We start from the raw sequence: 21,022 nt of genomic DNA, 5'->3' as shown, positions 1-21,022 counted from the left end.
CACCGACCCCCACCCGGACCTGCGGTCCGACCTCCCCACAAGGGGGAGGTAGGGGGCTGGCGCTTTTCGCGACGGCTACGATTTCGACAGGATAGCTCATTTCGCCACCTGCCTCGCCCCGGCGCCCGCCGCCGGCTCCACCGCCGAGATCTCGTGCGTCAGCGTGTTGCGGGTGACCTTCAGCCAGGCCCGGCAGCCACCGCCGTGATACCAGTTCTCAGCCATCACGCCGGCGACATTGTCGCGCAGATAGACGTAGTCGTAGACAGCATCCTCGCCGGCACCCGCCGCCGGCCGCGCCGGCTTGGCGTCGCCGAGATAGCTGAACTCGCCGAGTTCGCGTTCGCCGCAGAAGGGACAGACAATACGCATCTCGCCAGCCTCAGTGCAGGTTCGGTTGGGCGCCCTGGCCCTTTTCGTCGATCATGGCGCCAGTCCGGAAGCGGTCGAGGCGGAAACGAGCCGCCTCCTTGTGCGTTTCGTCACGCGCCAGCAGATGGGCAAAGACCAAGCCCGACCCCGGCGTCGCCTTGAAGCCGCCATAGCACCAGCCGGCATTGAGATAGAGTCCGTCGATCGGCGTCTTGTCGATGATCGGCGAGCCGTCCATCGACATGTCCATGATGCCGCCCCATTGGCGCAACAGCCGCACGCGACCGATCATCGGGATCAGCGCCATGCCGCCCTCGCAGACATCCTCCATGACAGGCAGATTGCCGCGCTGGGCATAGGAATTGTAGCCGTCGATGTCGCCGCCGAAGACCAGCCCGCCCTTGTCCGACTGGCTGACATAGAAATGGCCGGCGCCGAAGGTCATGACGCCGGGAATGAGCGGCTTGATCGCCTCCGAGACGAAGGCTTGCAGCACATGGCTTTCGATCGGGAGGCGCAGGCCAGCCATTGCGGCGACGCGCGAGGAGGAACCCGCAACCGCCATGCCGACCTTGCCGGCGCCAATCTTGCCGCGCGAGGTCTCGACACCGGCCACCTTGCCGTTGCCATCCCGGACAAAGCCGGTGACCTCGCAGTTCTGGATGATGTCGACGCCGAGTTCGCTCGCCGCATGGGCATAGCCCCAGACCACCGCGTCGTGGCGCGCCGTACCGCCGCGGCGCTGCAGGAGGCCGCCCTGCACGGGAAAGCGCGCATGGTCGAAATTCAGGAACGGCAGCATCTTCTTCAGCGCCGCCTGGTCGAGCAGTTCGGCATCTATGCCATTGATGCGCATGGTGTTGCCGCGCCGCGCATAAGCGTCGCGCTGCGCATCGGAATGATAGAGGTTGAGGACGCCGCGCTGGCTGACCATGGCGTTATAGTTGAGGTCCTGCTCCATCCGCTCCCAAAGCTTCATCGAAAGCTCGTAGAAGCCGGTATTGCCGGGCAGGCCGTAATTGGAACGGATGATGGTGGTGTTGCGGCCGGCATTGCCGGAGCCGATCCAGCCCTTTTCCAGCACGGCGACGTTTCTGATGCCGAACTCGCTGGCGAGGAACCAGGCGGTGGCGAGCCCATGGCCGCCGCCGCCGATGATCACCACATCGTAGTGGTCCTTGGGCGCCGCATCGCGCCAGGTGCGCTGCCAGTTCTTGTGGCCGGAAAGGGCAGCACGGGCGAGCGAGAAGATCGAATATTTCATCAGGTCATTCCGAGGTCGCTCGCACCGCTAGGACGATTATATGTCCAGCGTGTGGTCGCGCTCCCATTGCGTGAAGTGCGAAGCATAGGAATTCCATTCCTGGTGCTTCAGCTTTAGGTAAGCCGACGAGAATTCCTCACCCAGCGCCGCCTTGAGCGATTTGTCCTTGTCGTATTCGCGAAGCGCGTCGAGCAGATTGAGCGGCAGCTTCGGCGCGCCTTTCACCGTGTGGCCGTTCTGGTACATGTCGATGTCGTAGCGCTTGCCGGGATCGGCCTTGGAGCGGATGCCGTCGAGACCGGCGGCAATGATGACGGCCTGCAGCAGATAAGGGTTTGCGGCGCCGTCCGGCAACCGCAGCTCGAAGCGGCCGGGGCCGGGCACGCGCACCATGTGGGTGCGGTTGTTTCCGGTCCAGGTCACCGTGTTCGGCGCCCAGGTGGCGCCCGAAATGGTGCGCGGCGCGTTGATGCGTTTGTAGGAGTTCACCGTCGGGTTGGTGATGGCGGCCAGCGCCGAGGCATGTTTCATGATGCCGCCGAGGAAATTCTTGCCCTTGGCCGACAGGCCGAGTTCCATCGCGTTATCGGCAAAGACGTTGACCTTGCCGGCCTTGTCCCAGACCGAAATATGGGCGTGGCAGCCATTGCCGGTCAGGCCCTGGAAAGGCTTTGGCATGAAGGTCGCGCGCAGGCCGTTTTTCTCGGCCACCGACTTGACCATGAACTTGAAGAAGGAGTGCTTGTCGGCGGTGGCGAGCACATCGTCGAAGGCCCAGTTCATCTCGAACTGGCCGTTGGCGTCCTCATGGTCGTTCTGGTAGGGGCTCCAGCCCAGCGCCAACATGTGGTCGCAAATCTCGGCGATGACATCGTAGCGGCGCATCACCGCTTGCTGGTCGTAGCAGGGTTTTGAAGCCGTGTCGTATTTGTCGGAGATGACGCTGCCGTCCGGCGAGATCAGGAAGAACTCTGCCTCGACGCCAGTCTTGACATGCATGCCGTCAGTGGCGGCTTCCGCGATCAGCCGGCGCAGCGTGTTGCGCGGCGCCTGCTCGACTTCCTTGTCGTCCATGATGCAGTTGGCGGCGACCCAGGCGACATCGGGCTTCCACGGCAGCTGGATCACCGAATCCGGATCCGGCACCGCCAGCATATCAGGATGCGCCGGCGTCAGGTCGAGCCAAGTGGCGAAACCGGCGAAGCCGGCGCCGTCCTTCTGCATGTCGGCGATCGCCTGCGCCGGCACCAGCTTGGCGCGCTGGCCGCCGAACAGGTCGGTGTAGGAAATCATGAAATATTTGACGCCGTTCTCTTTGGCGAATGCGGCGAGATCGTTCCCCATTATAGTTCCTCGCTTATTTTGATGTGTTTTTTAGAAGCCGTTTTTCCCCGGTATCCAGTTGGTGCCGGCCAGCGGCACGCCGGCCATGGCGGCGGCTTCGATGGTGAGGGCTACGAGATCCTCGGGCTCGAGATTGTGCAGGCTGTTCTTGCCGCAGGCACGCGCAATGGTCTGCGCCTCCAGCGTCATCACCTTGAGGTAGTTCGCGAGACGCCGTCCCGCGGCGACCGGATCAACCCGCTTCATCAGTTCGGGGTCCTGCGTGGTGATGCCCGCGGGGTCGCGGCCCTCGTGCCAGTCGTCATAGGCCCCGGCGGTGGTGCCGAGCGCATTGTACTCCGCTTCCAAGCGCGGATCATTGTCGCCGAGTGCGACCAGCGCTGCCGTGCCGATCGACACCGCGTCCACGCCGAGCGCCAGCGCCTTGGCGACGTCGGCGCCATTGCGGATGCCGCCGGACACGATCAGCTGCACCTTGCGGTGCATGCCGAGATCCTGCAGCGCCTGCACCGCCGGCCTGATACAGGCAAGCGTCGGCTGGCCGACATTTTCGATGAACACTTCCTGCGTCGCCGCCGTGCCGCCCTGCATGCCGTCGACGACGACGACATCGGCGCCGGCCTTCACCGCAAGTGCAGTGTCATAATAGGGGCGGGCGCCACCGACCTTGACGTAGATCGGCTTTTCCCAGTCGGTGATCTCGCGTAGTTCGAGGATCTTGATCTCGAGATCGTCCGGCCCGGTCCAGTCGGGATGGCGCGAGGCCGAACGCTGGTCGATGCCTTTCGGCAGCGTGCGCATTTCGGCAACGCGGTCGGAGATTTTCTGGCCAAGCAGCATGCCGCCACCGCCCGGCTTGGCGCCCTGGCCAACGACCACTTCGATGGCGTCGGCGCGGCGCAAATCCCTGGGGTTCATGCCGTAGCGCGACGGCAGGTACTGGTAGACCAGTTGCTTGGAATGGCCGCGCTCTTCCTCGGTCATGCCGCCGTCGCCGGTGGTGGTCGACGTGCCTGAGAGTGTGGCGCCACGGCCGAGCGCTTCCTTGGCCGGGCCGGACAGCGACCCGAAGCTCATGCCGGCAACGGTGATCGGGATTTTCAGCTCGATCGGCTTCTTGGCATAGCGCGAGCCCAGCACCACCGACGTGTCGCACCGCTCGCGATAGCCTTCCAGCGGATAGCGCGAGATCGAGGCGCCGAGGAACAGCAGATCGTCGAAATGCGGCAGCTTGCGCTTGGCCCCGGCGCCCCTGATGTCATAGATGCCGGTCGCCGCGGCGCGGCGGATTTCGGAAAGCGTGTAGTCGTCGAAGGTCGCGGATTTGCGCGGCGTCGTCGGCGGGTTCTTGTAGGTCATGCTGCCTCAATACGCGTCGGCGTTGTCGATATTGAAATTGTAGAGCGTGCGCGCCGAGCCGTAGCGCTTGAATTCCGACGGTTTGACGCCGGTGACGCCGGCGCGGTCGAGCAGGCCCTGCAGCAGTGCGATATGCTCGGGCCGCAACTCCTTGGCGATACAGTCGGCACCCAGGCTCTCGACCTTGCCGCGCACGAACAGCCGCGCCTCATAGATGGAATCGCCAAGTGCGTCGCCGGCATCGCCCAGCACCACCAGATTGCCGGACTGTGCCATGAAGGCCGACATGTGGCCGATATTGCCGTGCACGACGATGTCGATGCCTTTCATCGAGATTCCGCAGCGCGACGAGGCATTGCCTTCGATGACGAGCAGCCCGCCCTTGCCGGTGGCGCCGGCATACTGGCTGGCGTCGCCCTTGATGAGGATCGAACCCGACATCATGTTTTCGCCGACACCGGGGCCGGCCGAGCCGTGCACGGTAATCGCAGCGCCGTCATTCATCCCGGCGCAGTAGTAGCCGACGCTGCCGCGCACATCGATGCTGACAGGCTGGTCGACGCCGACGGCAACCGAATGGCTGCCCTTCGGGTGCAGCACCTCCCACGCCGTTTCGTTGGAGCCGGGCGTCAGATTGTGAAGCGCGTGGTTGAGCTCGCGCAGCGACGACACGTCGAGATCGAAGACCCGGGACGCCTGGTCTTGCGCCGCCTTTGAAAGTTTGGTTGCCGGCATAGGCTCAATGCTCCCAGAAATAGACGGTTGCGGGTTCCGGTTCCCAGACCCTCGCATTGTCTATGCCGGGCAGTTTGGTCAGCGCGCGATATTCCGAGCCGAAGGCGACATACTGATCGGTCTCGGCCATGACGGCGGGCTTGCAGGCGATCGGATCGCGCACCACGCCGAAACCGTTCTTGGTGCCGACGACGAAGGTGAAGAAGCCGTCGAGGTCGGACAGCGTGCCTTCCAGCGCCTCGCCGAGGTTCTTGCCATGCGCCATCTGCGACGAGAGATAGGCGGCGGCGACCTCGGTGTCGTTCTCGGTCTCGAATTTCATGCCCTCCCGCACCAGCTCACGCCGCACATTGTTGTGATTGGACAGTGAGCCATTGTGCACCAGGCACTGGTCGGCGCCGGTCGAGAACGGATGCGCGCCCATAGTGGTGACGGCCGATTCCGTCGCCATGCGGGTATGGCCGATGCCATGCGTGCCGGTCATCGAGCGGACGTCGAAACGGTCGACGACCGCTTCCGGCAGACCGACTTCCTTGTAGATTTCCACCGCTTCGCCGGCGCCCATGATGCGCACGTCGGGGCGGATTGACTGCAGCGCTTCGCGCGCGGCATCGACCTTGTCGGGCGCGGTCCGGAGCACCGCATGCGTCGACTTCACCGCTATGCTCACCGGCGCGCCGATGGCCTTCGCGAGTTCGGCGTCGAGGCCGCGGAAATCGCGCTCGGGCTTCGCGGACTGGATGGTGATCTTGGCTTCATTCCTGGAAGGCGCGCCATAGATGGCAATGCCGGCGCTGTCGGGGCCGCGATCGCTGAGCGATATCAGCATCTGCGACAGCATCGAGCCGAGCTGCGGCTCAAGCGACTTGTCTTTCAGAAAAAGTCCGACGATTCCACACATGTCAGCCTCCCGGCGTTACCACTAGACGATGATGTATCGAATGCGTCGTGCGAATTCAATCATATGAAAAAAATATTCCTGTAGTTACGTATGCGGTTCGATGCCGCTTGGTGCCCTATCGCTGCCGTCGCGGGCGCTGTGAACCCATGTAGCGGTGCGGATGCGGGCGATTTTGTAGGCGTCGAGGATCGACAGCGCATAGATCAGGAAGCCGCCGGCGTGGCGGCCAACGAAGCTGGCGTCGGCCGGCGCGATCTTGGCTGTCACCCAGGCGAGGATCACCATGAAGAACAAGAATTGCAGGCCGCGCACAGGCACGCCCAGAATGACGTGGCCGCTGGCCGGCAAGACGATTGCGGCGCCGAGCACGAGATAGGGGTTTGCCGGTGGGGGTAGGGGGGCGTTCATGCCACCTGCCTTTCCTGTCTGTTGATGGCGTCGCGCAGCCCCGAGGCTGAGGTGAGCAACCTCTCGACCAGCGCCGGATCCAGCCTTGTGCCGCCGAATGCAGCCTGCCGGAACACGCCGTAGCGCGCCCGTTCGGCCTCGGCCAGCAGCCAGACGATGCGCACGCCGTTCGGGGTGATCAAGAGTTCCTTGGCGCGGCCTTCGGCAAAGATGTCGAGATGGCTGGCGATCAGGTTCTGCGGAAAGCGCGCCGCCCTGAGGTCGGTTCGCAGCACGGCTTCAGCCGGAAATCCCGGAGCCTTCGGCAGCGTATGCTGAAGATGATCGAAATTGGAGAAGGTCGTCGGCGAGCCCGGCCGCATCATCATGTCGAAGGTCGCCGGCACCGCAACCGGCTCTGTGATCGTGACACTCAACCATCGCGCCGGCAGCTTTCGCGTCGCCAGCGTGTCGACGATGGTGCGCAGCTGCACGCGCTGTCCGTTCCACGAACCCGCCCAGGTGACAACGCCGGCTGTGCCATCGGAGACATCAACGGCATGTGTGATGACGGTCCGGATACTGGCTGCCTCGGCTGCAAGATCAGCCTTGGCCTTTTTGCGGCTGGCGCGCGCATGCCAGGCGAGGTGCAGGACGAGAGCCACGGCGACCGCCCCGGCCAGCAATGCTGTCGTCACGTCAGACACCTCGTCACGCCATGCCCGCCCAAACCGGCAGGCCCTCTCCTGTCAATAGCCCTGCGGCTTCGGCCACGGCATGGTGAACTGGTCGCCGCGACGCACATAGCGGTAACGGTAGAAGTGGAACCACAGCGAGATCAGGAAGTAGAAGGCGACCATGGCGATCAGCTGCGTGCCGTAGCCGAGGAAGATCGCAAAGAAGGTCACCACGCAGAGGCAAAACAACACGATGGCCGGGATCGGGTGGAACGGGTGCGTATAGCCGCGGCGGATCGTGCCCAGCGGCCACTTTTTGCGGAACATCATGATGTTGATGCTCATGAAGGTGTATTGCAGCACGCCCGACAGGATCGAGAAGGTGATCGCCTGGTTGAGGTCGGCAATGAAGGCGAAGGCGAGCGCGATCGGCAGCAGGAACAGGATCGAGCGATAGGGCGTGCGGTATTTCGGGTGCACGGCCGAGAACCATGTCGGCAGATAGCGGTCGCGTCCAAGCGAGAACCACGCGCGGGCCGCATCGTTGATACAGCCATTGGCCGACGCCAGTGCCGCGAGCAGCGTGGCGACGAACAACAGGTTTTCCAGCAGCGGGCTGCCGGTCAGCTTGCCGGCGTCCCACAAGGGATAATAGGTGATACCGAGGTACTCCCAGGGCATCAGCGAGGCGCAGACATACCAGGTCATGGCGGCGGCGATCAAAAGCGTGATCATGCCGGCCATGGTGCCGTAAGGCAGCGAACGCGCCGGCGAGCGCACTTCCTCGGCGGCCTGCGTGGTGCCTTCGATGCCGAGATAGTACCAGATGCCGAACTGGAAGGCCGCGATGACGCCGATCCAGCCATAGGGCAGCGCATTGCCGGGGGTGACCAGCTCGTTGAGCTTCAGCACAGCACCCTGCGTCCAGGGGCTGACCGAGAAGAACAGGATAACGATCGAGACATAGGCTATCGCCGTGATGACGAAGTTGACGTTGAGCGTCATCAGCACGCCGCGATAGTTCAGCCATGCCAGCACGACGATGGTGGCGGCAATGAAGGAGTTGTGGGTGAGCCCTTCGACGCCGGCCTTGGCGACGATGGTGTCGCCGAGCAGGATGGCGTCCGAAACCTCCAGCATGGTGTAGGCAAAGACCAGGAACAGCGCGACGTTGAAGGCCATCAGGGGCCCGACAATGTGCTTAGCCTGCGCGTATTGGCCGCCGGCGGCGGCAACCGTCGATGTCACCTCGGAGTCGATCATGGCGACCGAAGTGTACAAGAGCCCGACCACCCAGCAGACGATCAGCGCCGCCAGTGCGCCGCCCTTGTCCGCCGAGAAATTCCAGCCGGTGAATTCGCCGACCAGCACGATGCCGACGCCAAGCGCCCAGACATGGGCCGGGCCGAGCACGCGTAGCAGTGAAACCCTGTCGCCGTGTATTGCCGGTTCAAGCGTGATCGTCATTGTTCAATCCCCACTCAGATCCGGTGTTTTTCGGAAGCGGCTTCAAGCTCGCCTTCGCGCGAGGAAGTCAGCACCTCCTCGGAATAGGTCGTGTCGATCTTGAACCAGTCGTAGAGCATCCACAGCGCAAGCACGACCGAGATGCCCCACGATGCGTAAGAGAGTGCGACCCACATGAGCGTGCTTCCCCAAAATCTCTGGCGTTACTTGTCGTCGAACTTTTCGTTGATGACGTCGCGATATTCGCGGTCGGAGGCGCGGAACAGGAAGACGAAATAGCCGATCAGCACCGCCGCCATGATGATCAGCGTCGGCCAGTCGATGATGTAGTGGAAGCGGTTCTGGATGATGTCGTGCGCGGTCTCCGGCGTATAGCCGAGCTTTTCCCAGATCGAGGCCATGGTCGGGTTCTGTCCCAACGCTTCCCAGGTTTTGGCATCGAGCGCGTCGATGGATTTCGCCGCACCCGCCAGGCCGAGTTTCAATGGCAGCCACAGCGCCACGAAAATGGCGACCACGACGACCACGATATCGAAAATCTGCCCGGCCTTGCCTTGTTCCGGCGGCGTGTAGCGCGACATGACTTCTACCCTCAGGACGTTCTGTTTTCAGGACTTGCGGTTGCGGGCCGCGTCGGCGTTCTTGATGTCGAGACCGTAGATGAAGTCCTTGTCTTCCTTGTAGTGATTGACCATCGCCAGGATGGCGGCCGTATTGAAGATCAGCACGGCGGCGGCAGCGATAGCGACGACGATCTTGATCCCGGTGTCCGGGATGTAGGGCCATGTCATGACAAGCACGAAGAGGATCGTCGCCCAAAGGCAGATGATCAGGAGCGCGGATCCGCGCAGGTCGGAACGGTACAGCGCTTCGATGCGCTGCTGCAGGTCTGACATCGGTTTCCCCTTTTCCAGCGCCCGACCCCGAATTGGCCGCCCGCTGCCCTCTTTCAACAGAGTGAAATTTTTTTCATAAATTCGGGCCGAATCCAGCAATTGTCAAGCCGATTTTACGTTGGGTTAACCGTTTGTCCCCAGCCGCGAATTTTGCCTGACAATGAAATTATTTGCTTCCGGGTATTGCGGCATCAGGACGTTTGCGATCAATATTCGACCAAATGCTCCCGCCTCGCGCAGGGAGCCGGGAACACAATAGAATTTTCGAACGGAGGATTTGCGGATGACGGCATCCTGGAGATTTTCGACCCTGGCGGATCGCCATCGCGCGTTAGGCTCGAAGCTCGAAGACTGGAGCGGCATGGGCACCGCCTGGACCTACGACAAGGACGCCGACGAGGAATACACCGCCATCCGCACCAGGGCCGGGCTGATGGATGTGTCGGGCCTGAAGAAGGTTCACATCACCGGGCCGCACGCCTCACACCTCATCGACCTGGCAACGACGCGCGACGTGGAGAAGATCTATCCCGGCAAGTCGGCCTATGCCTGCATGCTGAACGAGGCCGGAAAATTCACCGACGACTGCATCCTCTACCGCACCGGGCCGAACGCCTGGATGGTGGTGCACGGCTCCGGCACCGGCCATGAGGAATTGCAGCGCGCTTCCGTCGGCCGCGACGTATCGCTGCGCTTCGACGACAATCTGCACGACCTGTCGCTGCAGGGACCGACCGCGGTCGACTATCTCTCAAAGCATGTGCCGGGCATTCGCGACCTCAACTATTTCCATCATATGCAGACGCAGCTGTTCGGCTTTCCCGTCATGATCTCGCGCACCGGCTATACCGGCGAGCGCGGCTACGAGATATTCTGCCGCGGCCAGGACGCCGGCACGATCTGGGACAGGATCCTCGACGAGGGCAAGAGCGCCGGCATCATTCCGTGCCGCTTCACCACGCTCGATATGCTGCGCGTCGAAAGTTATTTGCTGTTTTATCCCTATGACAACTCGCAGAAATATCCGTTCGAGAACGAAGGCCCCGGCGACACGCTGTGGGAGCTCGGCCTCGACTTCACCGTCAGCCCCGGCAAGACCGGCTTTCGCGGCGCCGAAGAGCATTACCGCCTCAAGGGCAAGGAGCGCTTCAAGATCTACGGCGTGCTGCTCGACGGCAAGCAACCCGCGGATGAGGGCGCGCCGGTCTATCGCGACGGCAAAAAGGTGGGCGTGGTCACCTGCGCCATGTATTCGCCGCTGGTCGAGAAATCGATGGGCATCGCCCGCCTCGACGTCGACTGCGCGGTCAAGGACACCAAGCTCGAGATCCGCAACAAGAGCGGTTCGATCAGGGCGACGGCGCAGCCTCTGCCCTTCGACGATCCCAAAAAGACCAAGCGCACGGCGAAAGGCTGAGGCACAATCGACAGCGAGGGGTTTCGAGGTACGAAGTAGAGAATGGCAGCCAAAACGATCATCAGCCGGCCCATTTACGGAACCCTGTCCCCGCAGCCCGGCAAGCATCATCTTTTCGTGGCGGATGCGGAAGGCGCGCTGGCGATCGTCGATATGGCAAGGACGGCGCCCCCCGGCTTCTTCGACGGCGCCGAAATCGTCTTCATTCCCGGGGCCGACGGCAAGCACGTTGCCGCTCTTGAGGCACTGAAGTCCGCGCAATTTCATGTCGCGCCAACCTTCGCCAGCCTGCTGCCCCGGCTGAAGCAGACGCTTGCCAACGCGCATATGGGCCTGCGCCTCTATCTCGCCGGCACCGAAGGGCTGATCGGCCAGGCCATGCAGGTGGCGCTCGAAGCCGGCATCGATCATACCTCCATGCAGACCGAGCATCGCGGCTCATTGGCGCGGCGCATGCAGTGCGTGCATTGCAAAGGCATCACCGAAAATGTGACGACGCAGCCGGCCACCTGCGCGCATTGCGGCCTGCTGCTTCTGGTGCGCGATCATTATTCGCGACGGCTGGCAGCATTCCAGGGCGTCTGCATAAATGCCGAGGATCGCTCGGAGATCCCTCCCATAGAGGAGGTCTTCCCATGAGCACCGGCACCACCAAGCTCGATGTCGTCGTCAGCGACGTCGTCCCGGTCAACGAACTGGTGACGCGCTTCCATTTCCGCCGCCGTGACGGTGAGCTTTTGCCGACCTTTTCCGGCGGCGCCCATGTCGTGGTCGAGATGCGCGATGGCGACCGCACAAGGCTCAATCCCTATTCGCTGATGGGATCGCCGCTCGACACCCGCGAATACACCATCTCGGTGCGCCGCGACGATGTCGGCCGCGGCGGCTCGTTGTTCATGCACCGGAGCGTCAAGCCTGGCCTGGAGATGGTCGTCAGCTACCCCGTCAATCTGTTCTCGCTCGACCTCAGGGCAAAGAAGCATCTGATGCTTGCCGGCGGCATCGGGATCACGCCGTTCATGGCGCAGACCGCGCAGCTCGCCGGGTCCGGCGGCAATTTCGAGCTGCACTACACCTGCCGCACCGCCTCGCTCGGCACCTATGCCGATGTGCTGCAGGAGCGCTATGGCCGTCGCGTCCGGCTCTATCACGACGACCGCGACGAGCGCATCGAACTCGACCGTCTCTTGTCCTCGCAGCCGCTCGGCACCCATCTCTATGTCTGCGGCCCGGCCGGCATGATCAACTGGGTGCGCGAGCGCGCTGCGGCTCTCGGCTGGCCGGCGGAGACCGTGCACTACGAGCATTTCGCGGCACCCCAGCCCGGCCTGCCGTTCGACGTCACACTTGCCGTTAGCGGCAAGACCATCCGCGTCGGCGAGCAGCAGAGTCTGCTCGAAGCGATCGAGGCCGCCGGCGTCGATCCGCCCTATCTCTGCCGCGGCGGTGTCTGCGGCCAGTGCGAGACCAACGTCGTCTCGTATGACGGCAAGTTCATCCACAACGACCACTGGCTCAGCGAGGAAGACCATCGTTCCGGCTGCAAGATCATGCCGTGCGTGTCGCGCTTCGAAGGCAAGTCGCTGGTCCTGGAAAGATAGGAGGCCAGCTTGGGCATCACCTTTCGCAAGGAAACGTTTCGCGACGATTTCACCTTCAGGAACACCCCGGAACACATCAGGCGGTTTCCGTTCCCGTTCCACGAAGACGCCTACATGTATGCGGTCAACATCGAGCCGCATGTGGTTGGCCCCAAGGGCAGCGTTCTGGAAAACCTGATCGACGTCGACGAGCACTATGTCGCCGAGATGCAGGACCGTGCACTGGTGCTGGCCGACGATCCGCTGCGCTGCCAGTCGCTGCCGCATATGACGCTGGCCGGCTGGGACCTGCTCGAACTTTTGATGGAGCAACAGGCACTTGGCTATCCCGAGCATTTCACCCTGACCCGCGACGGCGACCGCTGGCGCTGGATCAACCGGCCGCTCGGCATCGACGACACCTTCACCTTCGGCGACACCTCGACACTGCCTTACGGGCCGATGGAGTACATCACCCGCCAGAGCCAGGGTGATTTCTGCATTCTCGATCAGCGCGACGGCAATCTTTGGATGGACGCCGGCATGGTCACCACTCAGGCCGACTGGTCGCTCGATTTCGACATCGGCATGAATTTCTTCGAATGGCACGCGCCGGTGCCGCTGGCGCATGAGAAGGGGATTTTCGTCAGGGCGCTGAAGTTCCTCACCAACATCCAGCAGGGCAAGCCGGCGCGGCGTCTCAACTGGACGATGACCATCAACCCGCGCCTCGACACCAGTCCGGAGAATTACCACAAATGGGGCCCGGACCGCGCGACGGTGACGCCCGAAAATGTCGGCGACAAGGTGCATCTGCGCGTCGAACTGCAAAGCTTCTGGCGCCTGCCGCGCTCGAACGGCATCGTCTTCCCGATCCGCTGCTATCTGATCAAGATGGACGAACTGGTGACACAGCCGAAATGGGCAAGGCGACTGCACCGGGTGATCCGGGATTTGCCGGAAGAGCTGGCCACCTACAAGGGCCTGACGCGGTATCGGCCGACATTGGTGGAATGGCTGTCGAAGCTGGACGATGGGAGTGCGACCAGCCTGGGGTTTGGGCCGGACTAAGAGACCCCCTCATCCGGCCGCTACGCGGCCACCTTCTCCCCGAGGGGAGAAGAGATCGCCAACGCTGGTGCCCGCCTCCTCTCCCCTCGGGGAGAGGTCGGATTGCCCCGAATTGCTATTGCAATTCGGCCTTGGCAATCCGGGTGAGGGGGCTGCGGCGGTCCGATTACCCAGCGCTATTCTGCGGATAGCAAATAATCGACAGATACCGCATCGGAAGTTTCGTCAGTTGCTCCGGCCCGTGCGGCGCGTCGGCGTCGAAGAACAGGCTGTCGCCCGGCTTCATCGGATAGAGGTTGCTGCCGTGCCGGTACACCACCTCGCCCTCCAGCATATAGAGGAATTCCATGCCCTCATGCTGGAAGGTCGGGAACACATCCGAATCCTCGGTCAGCGTAATCAGATAGGGCTCGACGACGACGCCGCTGGTGTTGGAGCCGATATGGCCGAGCAGATTGTATTGATGGCCGGCGCGGGTGCCGCGGCGTTCGACATCTAGCCCTTCGCCGGCCTTGACGAAGACGGCGCTGCGCTCTTCCTCGAATCGGCGGAAGAAGGCGGTGACGGGAACGCCGAGCGCCCTCGACAGCGCCTGCAGTGTGGTCAGCGACGGCGAGGTGATGCCGTTCTCGATCTTCGACAGCATGCCCAGCGAAATATCGGTGGCGACGGCGAGATCGGCGACGGTGATGCCGAGCTTCTTGCGGAAGGCGCGCACCTCGCGCCCGATCGCCACCTCCAGCACTTTTTCGCGCGTGTCGCGAATGGCGTGCGGATTCTGCGTCAGCGGCGCGCGGATGGTTTTTCCGTCCACGGAGGCCTTTGCCGGTGGCTTTGCCCTTGTCGAAGCAGTCTTGGAATCGGAACTTGTCTTCGCCATCTCGCCTCCGAATCCCCATGATTATTTCACTCCAGGTGAACATATTCGGTGCCGATACAGAAACGCAACCGCGCAGCAAGCCCCTTAAGTCGAATGGTGTCCGAACAGGATTTACGCCGTCATCCGTTTTTCCGGAAATCCGCTGGGGCGAAACGCGGTTTCTCCACAAGGCCTGTTGACAGCATCCAAGAGGCAATTACTGTCCTGTGAGTGAAATTTGTTTCGTAAGAGCAATTCCAAAAATCGAATGACACCGGGAGGCCTGCCATGAAAACGCGCGTTGCCGTCATTGGAGCGGGGCCATCCGGTCTGGCCCAGCTCAGGGCCTTCAAGTCGGCTGCCGACAAGGGCGCCGAGATCCCCGAAATCGTCTGCTTCGAAAAGCAGTCGGACTGGGGCGGCCTGTGGAACTACACCTGGCGCACCGGCCTCGACGAGCATGGCGACCCCGTCCACGGCTCGATGTACCGCTACCTCTGGTCGAACGGACCGAAGGAATGCCTGGAATTCGCCGACTATACGTTCGAGGAGCATTTCGGCCGCCCGATCGGATCCTACCCGCCGCGCGCCGTTTTGTGGGATTACATCAAGGGTCGCGTCGAGAAATCAGGCCTGCGCAAATGGGTGCGCTTCAACAGCCCGGTGCGCATGGTCACCTTCTCGGACGAGAGCAGGAAATTCACTGTCACCGCGCATGACCGCACCAACGACGTCACCTACTCCGAAGAGTTCGACAATGTCGTCGTCGCTTCCGGGCATTTCTCGGTTCCCAACGTTCCCTATTTCGAAGGCTTTTCGACCTTCAACGGCCGTATCCTGCACAGCCATGATTTTCGCGACGCCATGGAGTTCAAGGGCAAGGACATACTGATCATCGGCCGCTCCTATTCTGCCGAGGACATCGGCTCGCAATGCTACAAATACGGCGCCAGATCGATCACCTCCAGCTACCGCTCCAAGCCGATGGGGTTCAAATGGCCGGAGAACTGGAAGGAAGTGCCGCTGCTGCAGAAGGTCGTCGGCAAGACGGCGCACTTCAAGGACGGCACCACAAAAGATGTCGACGCCATCATCCTGTGCACCGGCTATCTGCATTCCTTCCCGTTCCTCACGGAAGAGCTGAAGCTGAAGACCGCCAACCGCATGTGGCCGGACGGGCTCTATGAGGGCGTCGTGTGGGAGAAGAACCCGAAACTGTCCTATATCGGCATGCAGGACCAGTTCTACACTTTCAACATGTTCGACGCCCAGGCCTGGTTCGCCCGTGACGTCATCATGGGCCGCATCAAGCTGCCGTCGGGACAGGCGATGGCCGAGCACGGCGCCAAGTGGCGGGCACGCGAAGAGACGCTGGAAGACGCCGAGCAGATGATCTGGTTCCAGGGCGACTACACCAAGGAACTGATGGACCAGACCGACTATCCCGGCTTCGACGTCGAGGCGGTCAACCAGACCTTCATGGAGTGGGAGCACCACAAGGCGGAAGACATTATGAGCTTTCGCGACCACGCCTACCGCTCGCTGATGACCGGCACCATGGCGCCATTGCACCATACGCCCTGGCTGCAGGCGCTGGACGACTCGATGGAAAGCTATCTCCAGGTGAAGGGCGTGGCGGCGGAATAGGTCGGCGTGATGCAAAACAATGCGCCGGCACCGGCCCAGTTTCAATTCAGAGGGTAGTCGGGAGCCGCATCGGTCTCCGTCACCTTGACCCACACCAATTCGCTATAATAGGCACCCTCCGGGCCGGTGCCGTACATGGACAGTCTGTCAGCCATCAGCAGATGTGTCATGTCGTTGAGTGCCCGGCCGGTCGGCTCCTCGGGCCAGGCGAAGACGCCGTCGGTTTTGGCGCCGAACCTCACATCGGTGCAGCCGAAATCGATCTCGACCTTCCAGGATAGCAACGGCCTGATATCGCTGGGCGGCGGGCGCGGCGGATCGGGCTGCTCGAAGTGATGGTCGACCGAGACTCTCGTCGGCACTGCCGGCGTGATGCCTTTGGCTTTGAAGGAGGCGATGGCGTCGTCGCCAAATCTTGCGAGCAGGCCAGCGTGCCATAACCGGTAGGTCGCGCGGAAAAAGCCGCTGACCCGGATAGATTTGCCGTCGTTGTTGAAGACGTTCACAGCGGCGTAGAAACGGCGCAGTCGTGGCGCCAGCGCCGGCCAGTCGCATTCGGCCGGTGTCCCCGGCGTCGAGATGAAATCGTCAAGCAGATCGCTGCCGCGCACATTGGCGTTCAGCACCGTGCAATCCTCACCATGGATATGCCAGTGCCGCCGGAGCTCGGCTGCTGCGATGCCAGGCTTGCGCAGCTCTTCCACCGAGGCGCGAACCCGAGCAATCGCGTAGGACGTAGCCGCATCCAACGTCTCAAACCCCGAAACCACATGCTCGCCGGTCTTGGCCATGTCGAAGACGACGACAGTAAAAGGCGGTTCGCGCTGATCGGACATTCGGCAGCAAGCTCAGGCTGGTCGAGGATGAAGCAGCTTTCCGCGCGAAAATGCGCCAAAGTCAAGAGCTGGAGCGCGGCCTGCCATTTCCAGAAGAGGCGAACTCCAGAAGAGGCGAAACCGTCTATCCGAGCCGTGCTTGAGCTTTCGCGGCTCAGGGGTCGGAGACCGACCGCGATGATGTCGATGGCAGGTTGTTGCCAGCCCGCGACAATGCCGCGACCCTGGACCGTGCGATGAACACTTCCTGGCCGAGATCGCGTGTGCCGGCCACGGGGCAGGTGATGATAATCACTTCAATCCAGCGGATAGTCGGGAGGCGCCTCCGTCTCGGTCACTTTGGCGGTTAGTATCTCGCAGTCGTTGGCCCAGTCGGGGCCATCGCCGCGCATGGCCATCATGTCGGCCATCAGCAGGAGCTGCATGGTTCTGAGCGCCCAGTCGGTGGGCTCTTGCGGCCAGGCGAAGATTCCGGCGGCGTCGCCGCCGAACTTCACGTCATGGCAGACGAAACCGACCTCGACCTTCCAGGATCGCAGCGTCACGCCTGGCGGCGGGTAGGGCGGGTCGGGCAGCTCGAAGTAATTGGCGACCATGAGCTTCGTCGGCTCCGCCGGCTCGATCCCCTTGGCCTTGAAGGCGGCAATGGCGTCGTCGCCAAAGCGCTCGAGGAGGCCGTCTCGCGTCAGCCTGTAGGTCGAGCGAAAGAAGCCGCCCGCCCAGACGGATTCGTTGTTGCCGTTGGAGATCAGCAGCGAGGCGCGGAAGCGGCGCAGCCTTGGCGCGAGAACTTGCCAGTTGCATTCGGCCGGCATCGACGGCGTCGCAATGAAATCGTCGAGTAGATCGCTGCCGCGCACTCCGGCGTTCAGCACCGAACAGTCTTCGCCATAGAGGTGCCAGAGCTGGCGAAGCTCAGCAGTGGCGATGCCGGGCTTGCGCAAGTCCTCCACCGAGGCGCGAACCCGCGCAATGGCGTAGGACGTCGCCGCCTCCAGCGTCTCAAACCCCGAAACTACGTGCTCCCCGTCCGGCTCGCCGGTCTTGGCCATGTCGAAGACGAGTACGGCAAAAGGCGGTTCGCCGGGATTGGACATTCAACAATTATCCTAGTCTTGCCCGCGCCTTCGCCGTCCAGGCATTGAACAGCCGGTCTGCGACGATGCCGATGAAAGCGATGGCGAGACCCGCGACAATGCCGCGTCCGGAATCGGCCTTGGACAGCGCGATGAAGACTTCCTGGCCGAGGTCGCGTGTGCCGACCATGGCGCAGATTATGATCATCGCCAGCGCCATCAGGATCGTCTGGTTGACGCCCAGCATGATTTCGGGAAGCGCCAGTGGCAATTGTACCCGAAAGAAGGTCTGGCGCGGCGTGCAGCCGGAAACCTTCGCCGCCTCGATCAATGCCGGCGGCACTTGCCGGATGCCGTGATTGGTGTAGCGGATCGCCGGCACCACGGCGAAGGCGACCGTGGCGATCATGGCGGTGACGTCGCCGACCCGGAACAGCATCACCACGGGAATGATGAAGCAGAAGGACGGCAGCACCTGCAGCGTGTCGATGATGGGCGTGACGATCTTTTCGAAGCGGTCGCTGCGCGCGGCCATCAGGCCAATCGGGATGCCGATCAGGCAAGCGATGAAGGCCGAGATGCCGCAGAGATAAACCGTCGCCATGGTCTTTTCCCACAGGCCGGTGACGGCGCAGAAGGCGGTCAGCGCGGCGACGAGGGCGGCGAGACGCAGGCCACCGAACTGGTAGCCGGCGAGGCCGAGCAGGGCCACCGCGCCGAGCCACGGAAAGCCTTCGCAGAAGGCGCGCAGCGGGTTCAGTACATTGAGGATGAGCGCCACGCGAAACGCTTCGATCACGTCGAAGAAGTTGATCGTCACCCAGCTCACCGCCGCCTTCCACAGTGGCGCGGTGGTGAAGGTGATCTCCTTGGGCACCGCTGCGAACGCCGGTACGAACGGGCCGAGCAGCGTCGTCACGACCAGGATGGCGATGGCCAGCGACAGATTGGGATAGCGCCGCCAAAAGCTCTGGTTCGCCTGCTGTTGAACATGGCCCTTCGCCTGTTTGTGGGCGATGGCTTGGCTCAACCGGTCGAGCCCGATTGCGAGTGCCACAATGGCGAGCCCGGCTTCCATCGCTTCGCCGACCTTCAGCGCACGCAACGCCAGCAGCACATCATAGCCGAGGCCGCCGGCGCCGATCATCGAGGCGATGATCACCATGTTCAGCGCCAGCATGATCACCTGGTTGACGCCGATCATCAGTGTCGGCCGCGCCGACGGCAGCAGCACGCGCCACAATTTCTGCCGCGCCGTGCAGCCGGCCATCTCTGAGAAATCGTCGATCTCTGACGGCACCCGCGACAGGCCGAGCATCGTCGCCCGCACCATCGGCGGCGTGGCGAAGATGGCGGTGGCGATCATCGCCGAGACCGGGCTGTTGCCGAACAGGAGCAGCATCGGGATGAGATAGGCGAAGGTCGGGATGGTCTGCATCAAATCGAGGGCAGGTGAGATGATCAGCCGCTCGGCCCATGGCTTGCGCCACGCCCAGATGCCGGCGAACAGGCCGGTGACGATGCAGAACGGCACCGCGATGGAAATCAGTGCCAGTGTCAGCATGGCGCTGGTCCATTGGCCGAACAGCGCGGTGTAGAGGAAGCAGCCGCCGACGAGCATGCCGAGTTTTCTACCGCCCACGGCATGCCCGGCGATGAAGGCGGCGGCGCAGACGCCGATCCAGGACAGGCGCGGCAGGACATAGGCATCGGCACCATGACCAATCTTGAAATTCTTGGCCAGCAGGTCGAGCGCGAAATCGAGGGGAACGCCGAGCACCGCGGTGATCGAGCGGGTCAGCCAGGACAAGTTCGACTTGATCCAGCGCATCAGCGCACTGACCCAGTCGGCGACCGGGATAACCGCCTCGGCCGGATAGTTGACGGCCCAGGGCAGTCTGTCCTGCAGCAGAAACACCACCAGCACGGCGGCCAGCGCCAGCGCCCAGATCAGCAGCCAGCGCTGAACCGGTGGCCTCGTTTGGCTGGCGCTTGCAGTCACCGTCATGCGCCGGCTCTTTGCTTGTCGATGCCGGCCAGCAGTCCGATCACGGCTTGCGGCGTCACCTCGCCGATCGACTTGCCGCTGCCGTTGACCACCGCGAACGGTTTTCCCGAAGCGACGATGCTGGCCGAGAAGCTGGCGATCCTGGCGTCGGGCGAAACCGTGCCGCCATGCTCGGAGCCATCCAGGGCACGCATCAGGCTGCGCGCCGAAATCACCTTGGCGCGGTCGACATCCCGGGTGAATTCGGCGACATAGTCGGTCGCCGGATTGACCACCAGTTGCTCCGGTGTGCCGATCTGGATGACCTCGCCGTCCTTCATGATGGCGATGCGGTCGGCCAGCCTGATCGCCTCGTCGAAATCATGGGTGATGAAAACGATGGTCTTGTGCAGCATGGTCTGCAGCCGCATCAGCTCGTCCTGCATCTCGCGGCGGATCAATGGGTCAAGCGCCGAGAACGGCTCGTCGAGGAACCAGATCTCCGGCTTGGTCGCGAGGCTGCGGGCGATGCCGACGCGCTGCTGCTGGCCGCCGGAGAGTTCGCGCGGATAGAAATGCTCGCGGCCGCGTAAGCCCACGAGATCGATCACCTCCCGCGCTCTCGCTTCGCGCGTCGGCCGGTCCTGGCCCTGGATACTCAGCGGGAAGGCAATGTTCTCCAGCACGTTCAGATGCGGCAGCAGCGCGAAATTCTGGAACACCATGCCCATGCGATGGCGCCGCAGTTCGATCAGCGCCGAATCGGAAATCTTGAGCAGATCGTTGCCTTCGAATTCGACCTTGCCGTGGGTCGGCTCGACCAGCCGCGACATGCAGCGCACCAGCGTCGACTTGCCGGAGCCGGACAGCCCCATAATGATGAAAATCTCGCCCTGGCGGATTTCGAGATCGACGGCGCGCACCGCGCCGACCAGTCCGGCCGCGGCGATGTCGGCCATGCTGGCCTTGCCGTCACGCTCGCGGATGAAGCTGGCCGCGTTCGACCCGAACAATTTCCAGACATTGCGGCAGGCAAGCTTTATCGGCCGCACATCCTTGGGCGTGCCAGTTGCCTGCGGTTCAGTCGCTTCCGTCATCCAATGGTCCTTCTGGAAAATGGAGATAAGACCCGGCCGCTAGGGCCGGG

Annotated in this window: 22 protein-coding genes; 5 read left to right on the top strand and 17 right to left on the bottom strand. The window is 62.8% G+C overall.

Annotated features, from left to right (window positions below; genetic code table 11):
- Nucleotides 1–96: 96 nt before the first annotated feature.
- The 12 genes from NLY43_RS09045 to NLY43_RS08990 all read right to left on the bottom strand — a co-directional run bounded on the left by NLY43_RS09045 (nucleotide 97) and on the right by NLY43_RS08990 (nucleotide 9,402).
- A complete protein-coding gene (locus NLY43_RS09045; RefSeq protein WP_023692160.1) occupies nucleotides 97–372 on the bottom strand; it encodes a sarcosine oxidase subunit delta in 276 nt (91 codons plus the stop codon).
- A 10-nt stretch (nucleotides 373–382) separates the two neighbouring features.
- Nucleotides 383–1,636 (bottom strand): sarcosine oxidase subunit beta family protein, encoded by a 1,254-nt coding sequence (locus NLY43_RS09040; RefSeq protein ID WP_023709936.1) that lies wholly within the window; start codon nucleotides 1,634–1,636, stop codon nucleotides 383–385.
- Between the two features lie 36 nt (nucleotides 1,637–1,672).
- Complete coding sequence (gene glnT, locus NLY43_RS09035; RefSeq protein ID WP_023709935.1) at nucleotides 1,673–2,980, bottom strand: type III glutamate--ammonia ligase; 1,308 nt, start codon at nucleotides 2,978–2,980, stop codon at nucleotides 1,673–1,675.
- Between the two features lie 30 nt (nucleotides 2,981–3,010).
- Nucleotides 3,011–4,339 (bottom strand): FMN-binding glutamate synthase family protein, encoded by a 1,329-nt coding sequence (locus NLY43_RS09030; RefSeq protein ID WP_023709934.1) that lies wholly within the window; start codon nucleotides 4,337–4,339, stop codon nucleotides 3,011–3,013.
- Nucleotides 4,340–4,345: 6 nt separating this feature from the next.
- Nucleotides 4,346–5,074 carry a GltB/FmdC/FwdC-like GXGXG domain-containing protein gene (locus NLY43_RS09025; protein WP_023709933.1) on the bottom strand — a complete coding sequence of 243 codons (729 nt, stop codon included), beginning with the start codon at nucleotides 5,072–5,074 and terminating at the stop codon, nucleotides 4,346–4,348.
- Between the two features lie 4 nt (nucleotides 5,075–5,078).
- Nucleotides 5,079–5,975 (bottom strand): class II glutamine amidotransferase, encoded by an 897-nt coding sequence (locus NLY43_RS09020; protein WP_023668550.1) that lies wholly within the window; start codon nucleotides 5,973–5,975, stop codon nucleotides 5,079–5,081.
- A gap of 84 nt (nucleotides 5,976–6,059) precedes the next feature.
- Nucleotides 6,060–6,383, bottom strand: a complete 324-nt coding sequence (locus NLY43_RS09015) for a hypothetical protein (protein ID WP_023709932.1) — start codon at nucleotides 6,381–6,383, stop codon at nucleotides 6,060–6,062.
- On the bottom strand, nucleotides 6,380–7,069 hold the full coding sequence (locus NLY43_RS09010; RefSeq protein ID WP_023709931.1) for a hypothetical protein: 690 nt from the start codon (nucleotides 7,067–7,069) through the stop codon (nucleotides 6,380–6,382). The genes NLY43_RS09015 and NLY43_RS09010 overlap by 4 nt, the downstream gene beginning before the upstream one ends.
- Nucleotides 7,070–7,111: 42 nt before the next feature.
- The gene (locus NLY43_RS09005) at nucleotides 7,112–8,506 is read right to left on the bottom strand and encodes an APC family permease (protein WP_023668547.1); all 1,395 of its coding nucleotides are present in this window, start codon (nucleotides 8,504–8,506) and stop codon (nucleotides 7,112–7,114) included.
- 14 nt (nucleotides 8,507–8,520) lie between these two features.
- Complete coding sequence (locus NLY43_RS09000; protein ID WP_023668546.1) at nucleotides 8,521–8,682, bottom strand: hypothetical protein; 162 nt, start codon at nucleotides 8,680–8,682, stop codon at nucleotides 8,521–8,523.
- A gap of 27 nt (nucleotides 8,683–8,709) precedes the next feature.
- Nucleotides 8,710–9,087: a hypothetical protein gene (locus NLY43_RS08995; RefSeq protein WP_023668545.1), complete on the bottom strand. Its 378-nt coding sequence runs from the start codon at nucleotides 9,085–9,087 to the stop codon at nucleotides 8,710–8,712.
- 27 nt (nucleotides 9,088–9,114) lie between these two features.
- A complete protein-coding gene (locus NLY43_RS08990; RefSeq protein ID WP_023668544.1) occupies nucleotides 9,115–9,402 on the bottom strand; it encodes a hypothetical protein in 288 nt (95 codons plus the stop codon).
- Nucleotides 9,403–9,685: 283 nt separating this feature from the next.
- Here NLY43_RS08990 and NLY43_RS08985 point away from each other — a divergent pair, with 283 nt between their 5' ends.
- The 4 genes from NLY43_RS08985 to NLY43_RS08970 are packed head-to-tail and all read left to right on the top strand — an operon-like array spanning nucleotide 9,686 to nucleotide 13,470.
- A complete protein-coding gene (locus NLY43_RS08985) occupies nucleotides 9,686–10,819 on the top strand; it encodes an aminomethyl transferase family protein (RefSeq protein ID WP_023668543.1) in 1,134 nt (377 codons plus the stop codon).
- A 42-nt stretch (nucleotides 10,820–10,861) separates the two neighbouring features.
- Complete coding sequence (locus tag NLY43_RS08980) at nucleotides 10,862–11,458, top strand: dimethylamine monooxygenase subunit DmmA family protein (RefSeq protein ID WP_023668542.1); 597 nt, start codon at nucleotides 10,862–10,864, stop codon at nucleotides 11,456–11,458.
- Nucleotides 11,455–12,420 (top strand): PDR/VanB family oxidoreductase, encoded by a 966-nt coding sequence (locus NLY43_RS08975; RefSeq protein ID WP_023687064.1) that lies wholly within the window; start codon nucleotides 11,455–11,457, stop codon nucleotides 12,418–12,420. Before NLY43_RS08980 ends, NLY43_RS08975 begins: the two co-directional genes overlap by 4 nt.
- 9 nt (nucleotides 12,421–12,429) lie before the next feature.
- Nucleotides 12,430–13,470, top strand: a complete 1,041-nt coding sequence (locus NLY43_RS08970; protein WP_023709930.1) for a heme-dependent oxidative N-demethylase family protein — start codon at nucleotides 12,430–12,432, stop codon at nucleotides 13,468–13,470.
- Nucleotides 13,471–13,636: 166 nt separating this feature from the next.
- Here NLY43_RS08970 and NLY43_RS08965 read toward each other — a convergent pair whose 3' ends face one another.
- Nucleotides 13,637–14,350: a helix-turn-helix domain-containing protein gene (locus NLY43_RS08965; RefSeq protein ID WP_023692149.1), complete on the bottom strand. Its 714-nt coding sequence runs from the start codon at nucleotides 14,348–14,350 to the stop codon at nucleotides 13,637–13,639.
- Between the two features lie 267 nt (nucleotides 14,351–14,617).
- Between NLY43_RS08965 and NLY43_RS08960 the strand changes: the two genes are divergently transcribed.
- Nucleotides 14,618–15,976 carry a trimethylamine monooxygenase gene (locus NLY43_RS08960; RefSeq protein WP_023709929.1) on the top strand — a complete coding sequence of 453 codons (1,359 nt, stop codon included), beginning with the start codon at nucleotides 14,618–14,620 and terminating at the stop codon, nucleotides 15,974–15,976.
- A gap of 41 nt (nucleotides 15,977–16,017) precedes the next feature.
- Here the strand turns inward: NLY43_RS08960 and NLY43_RS08955 are convergent, their stop codons facing one another.
- The 4 genes from NLY43_RS08955 to NLY43_RS08940 all read right to left on the bottom strand — a co-directional run bounded on the left by NLY43_RS08955 (nucleotide 16,018) and on the right by NLY43_RS08940 (nucleotide 20,972).
- On the bottom strand, nucleotides 16,018–16,812 hold the full coding sequence (locus NLY43_RS08955; protein WP_023709928.1) for a hypothetical protein: 795 nt from the start codon (nucleotides 16,810–16,812) through the stop codon (nucleotides 16,018–16,020).
- Between the two features lie 296 nt (nucleotides 16,813–17,108).
- Nucleotides 17,109–17,909, bottom strand: a complete 801-nt coding sequence (locus tag NLY43_RS08950; RefSeq protein ID WP_023709927.1) for a hypothetical protein — start codon at nucleotides 17,907–17,909, stop codon at nucleotides 17,109–17,111.
- 7 nt (nucleotides 17,910–17,916) lie between these two features.
- Complete coding sequence (locus NLY43_RS08945) at nucleotides 17,917–19,896, bottom strand: ABC transporter permease (protein WP_023709926.1); 1,980 nt, start codon at nucleotides 19,894–19,896, stop codon at nucleotides 17,917–17,919.
- Nucleotides 19,893–20,972: a quaternary amine ABC transporter ATP-binding protein gene (locus NLY43_RS08940; RefSeq protein ID WP_023709925.1), complete on the bottom strand. Its 1,080-nt coding sequence runs from the start codon at nucleotides 20,970–20,972 to the stop codon at nucleotides 19,893–19,895. Before NLY43_RS08940 ends, NLY43_RS08945 begins: the two co-directional genes overlap by 4 nt.
- Nucleotides 20,973–21,022 lie beyond the last annotated feature (50 nt).

It is taken from the genome of Mesorhizobium sp. C416B, assembly GCF_030323165.1.
Lineage (GTDB): Bacteria > Pseudomonadota > Alphaproteobacteria > Rhizobiales > Rhizobiaceae > Mesorhizobium.
This window is presented reverse-complemented; position numbering and strand designations above follow the sequence as displayed.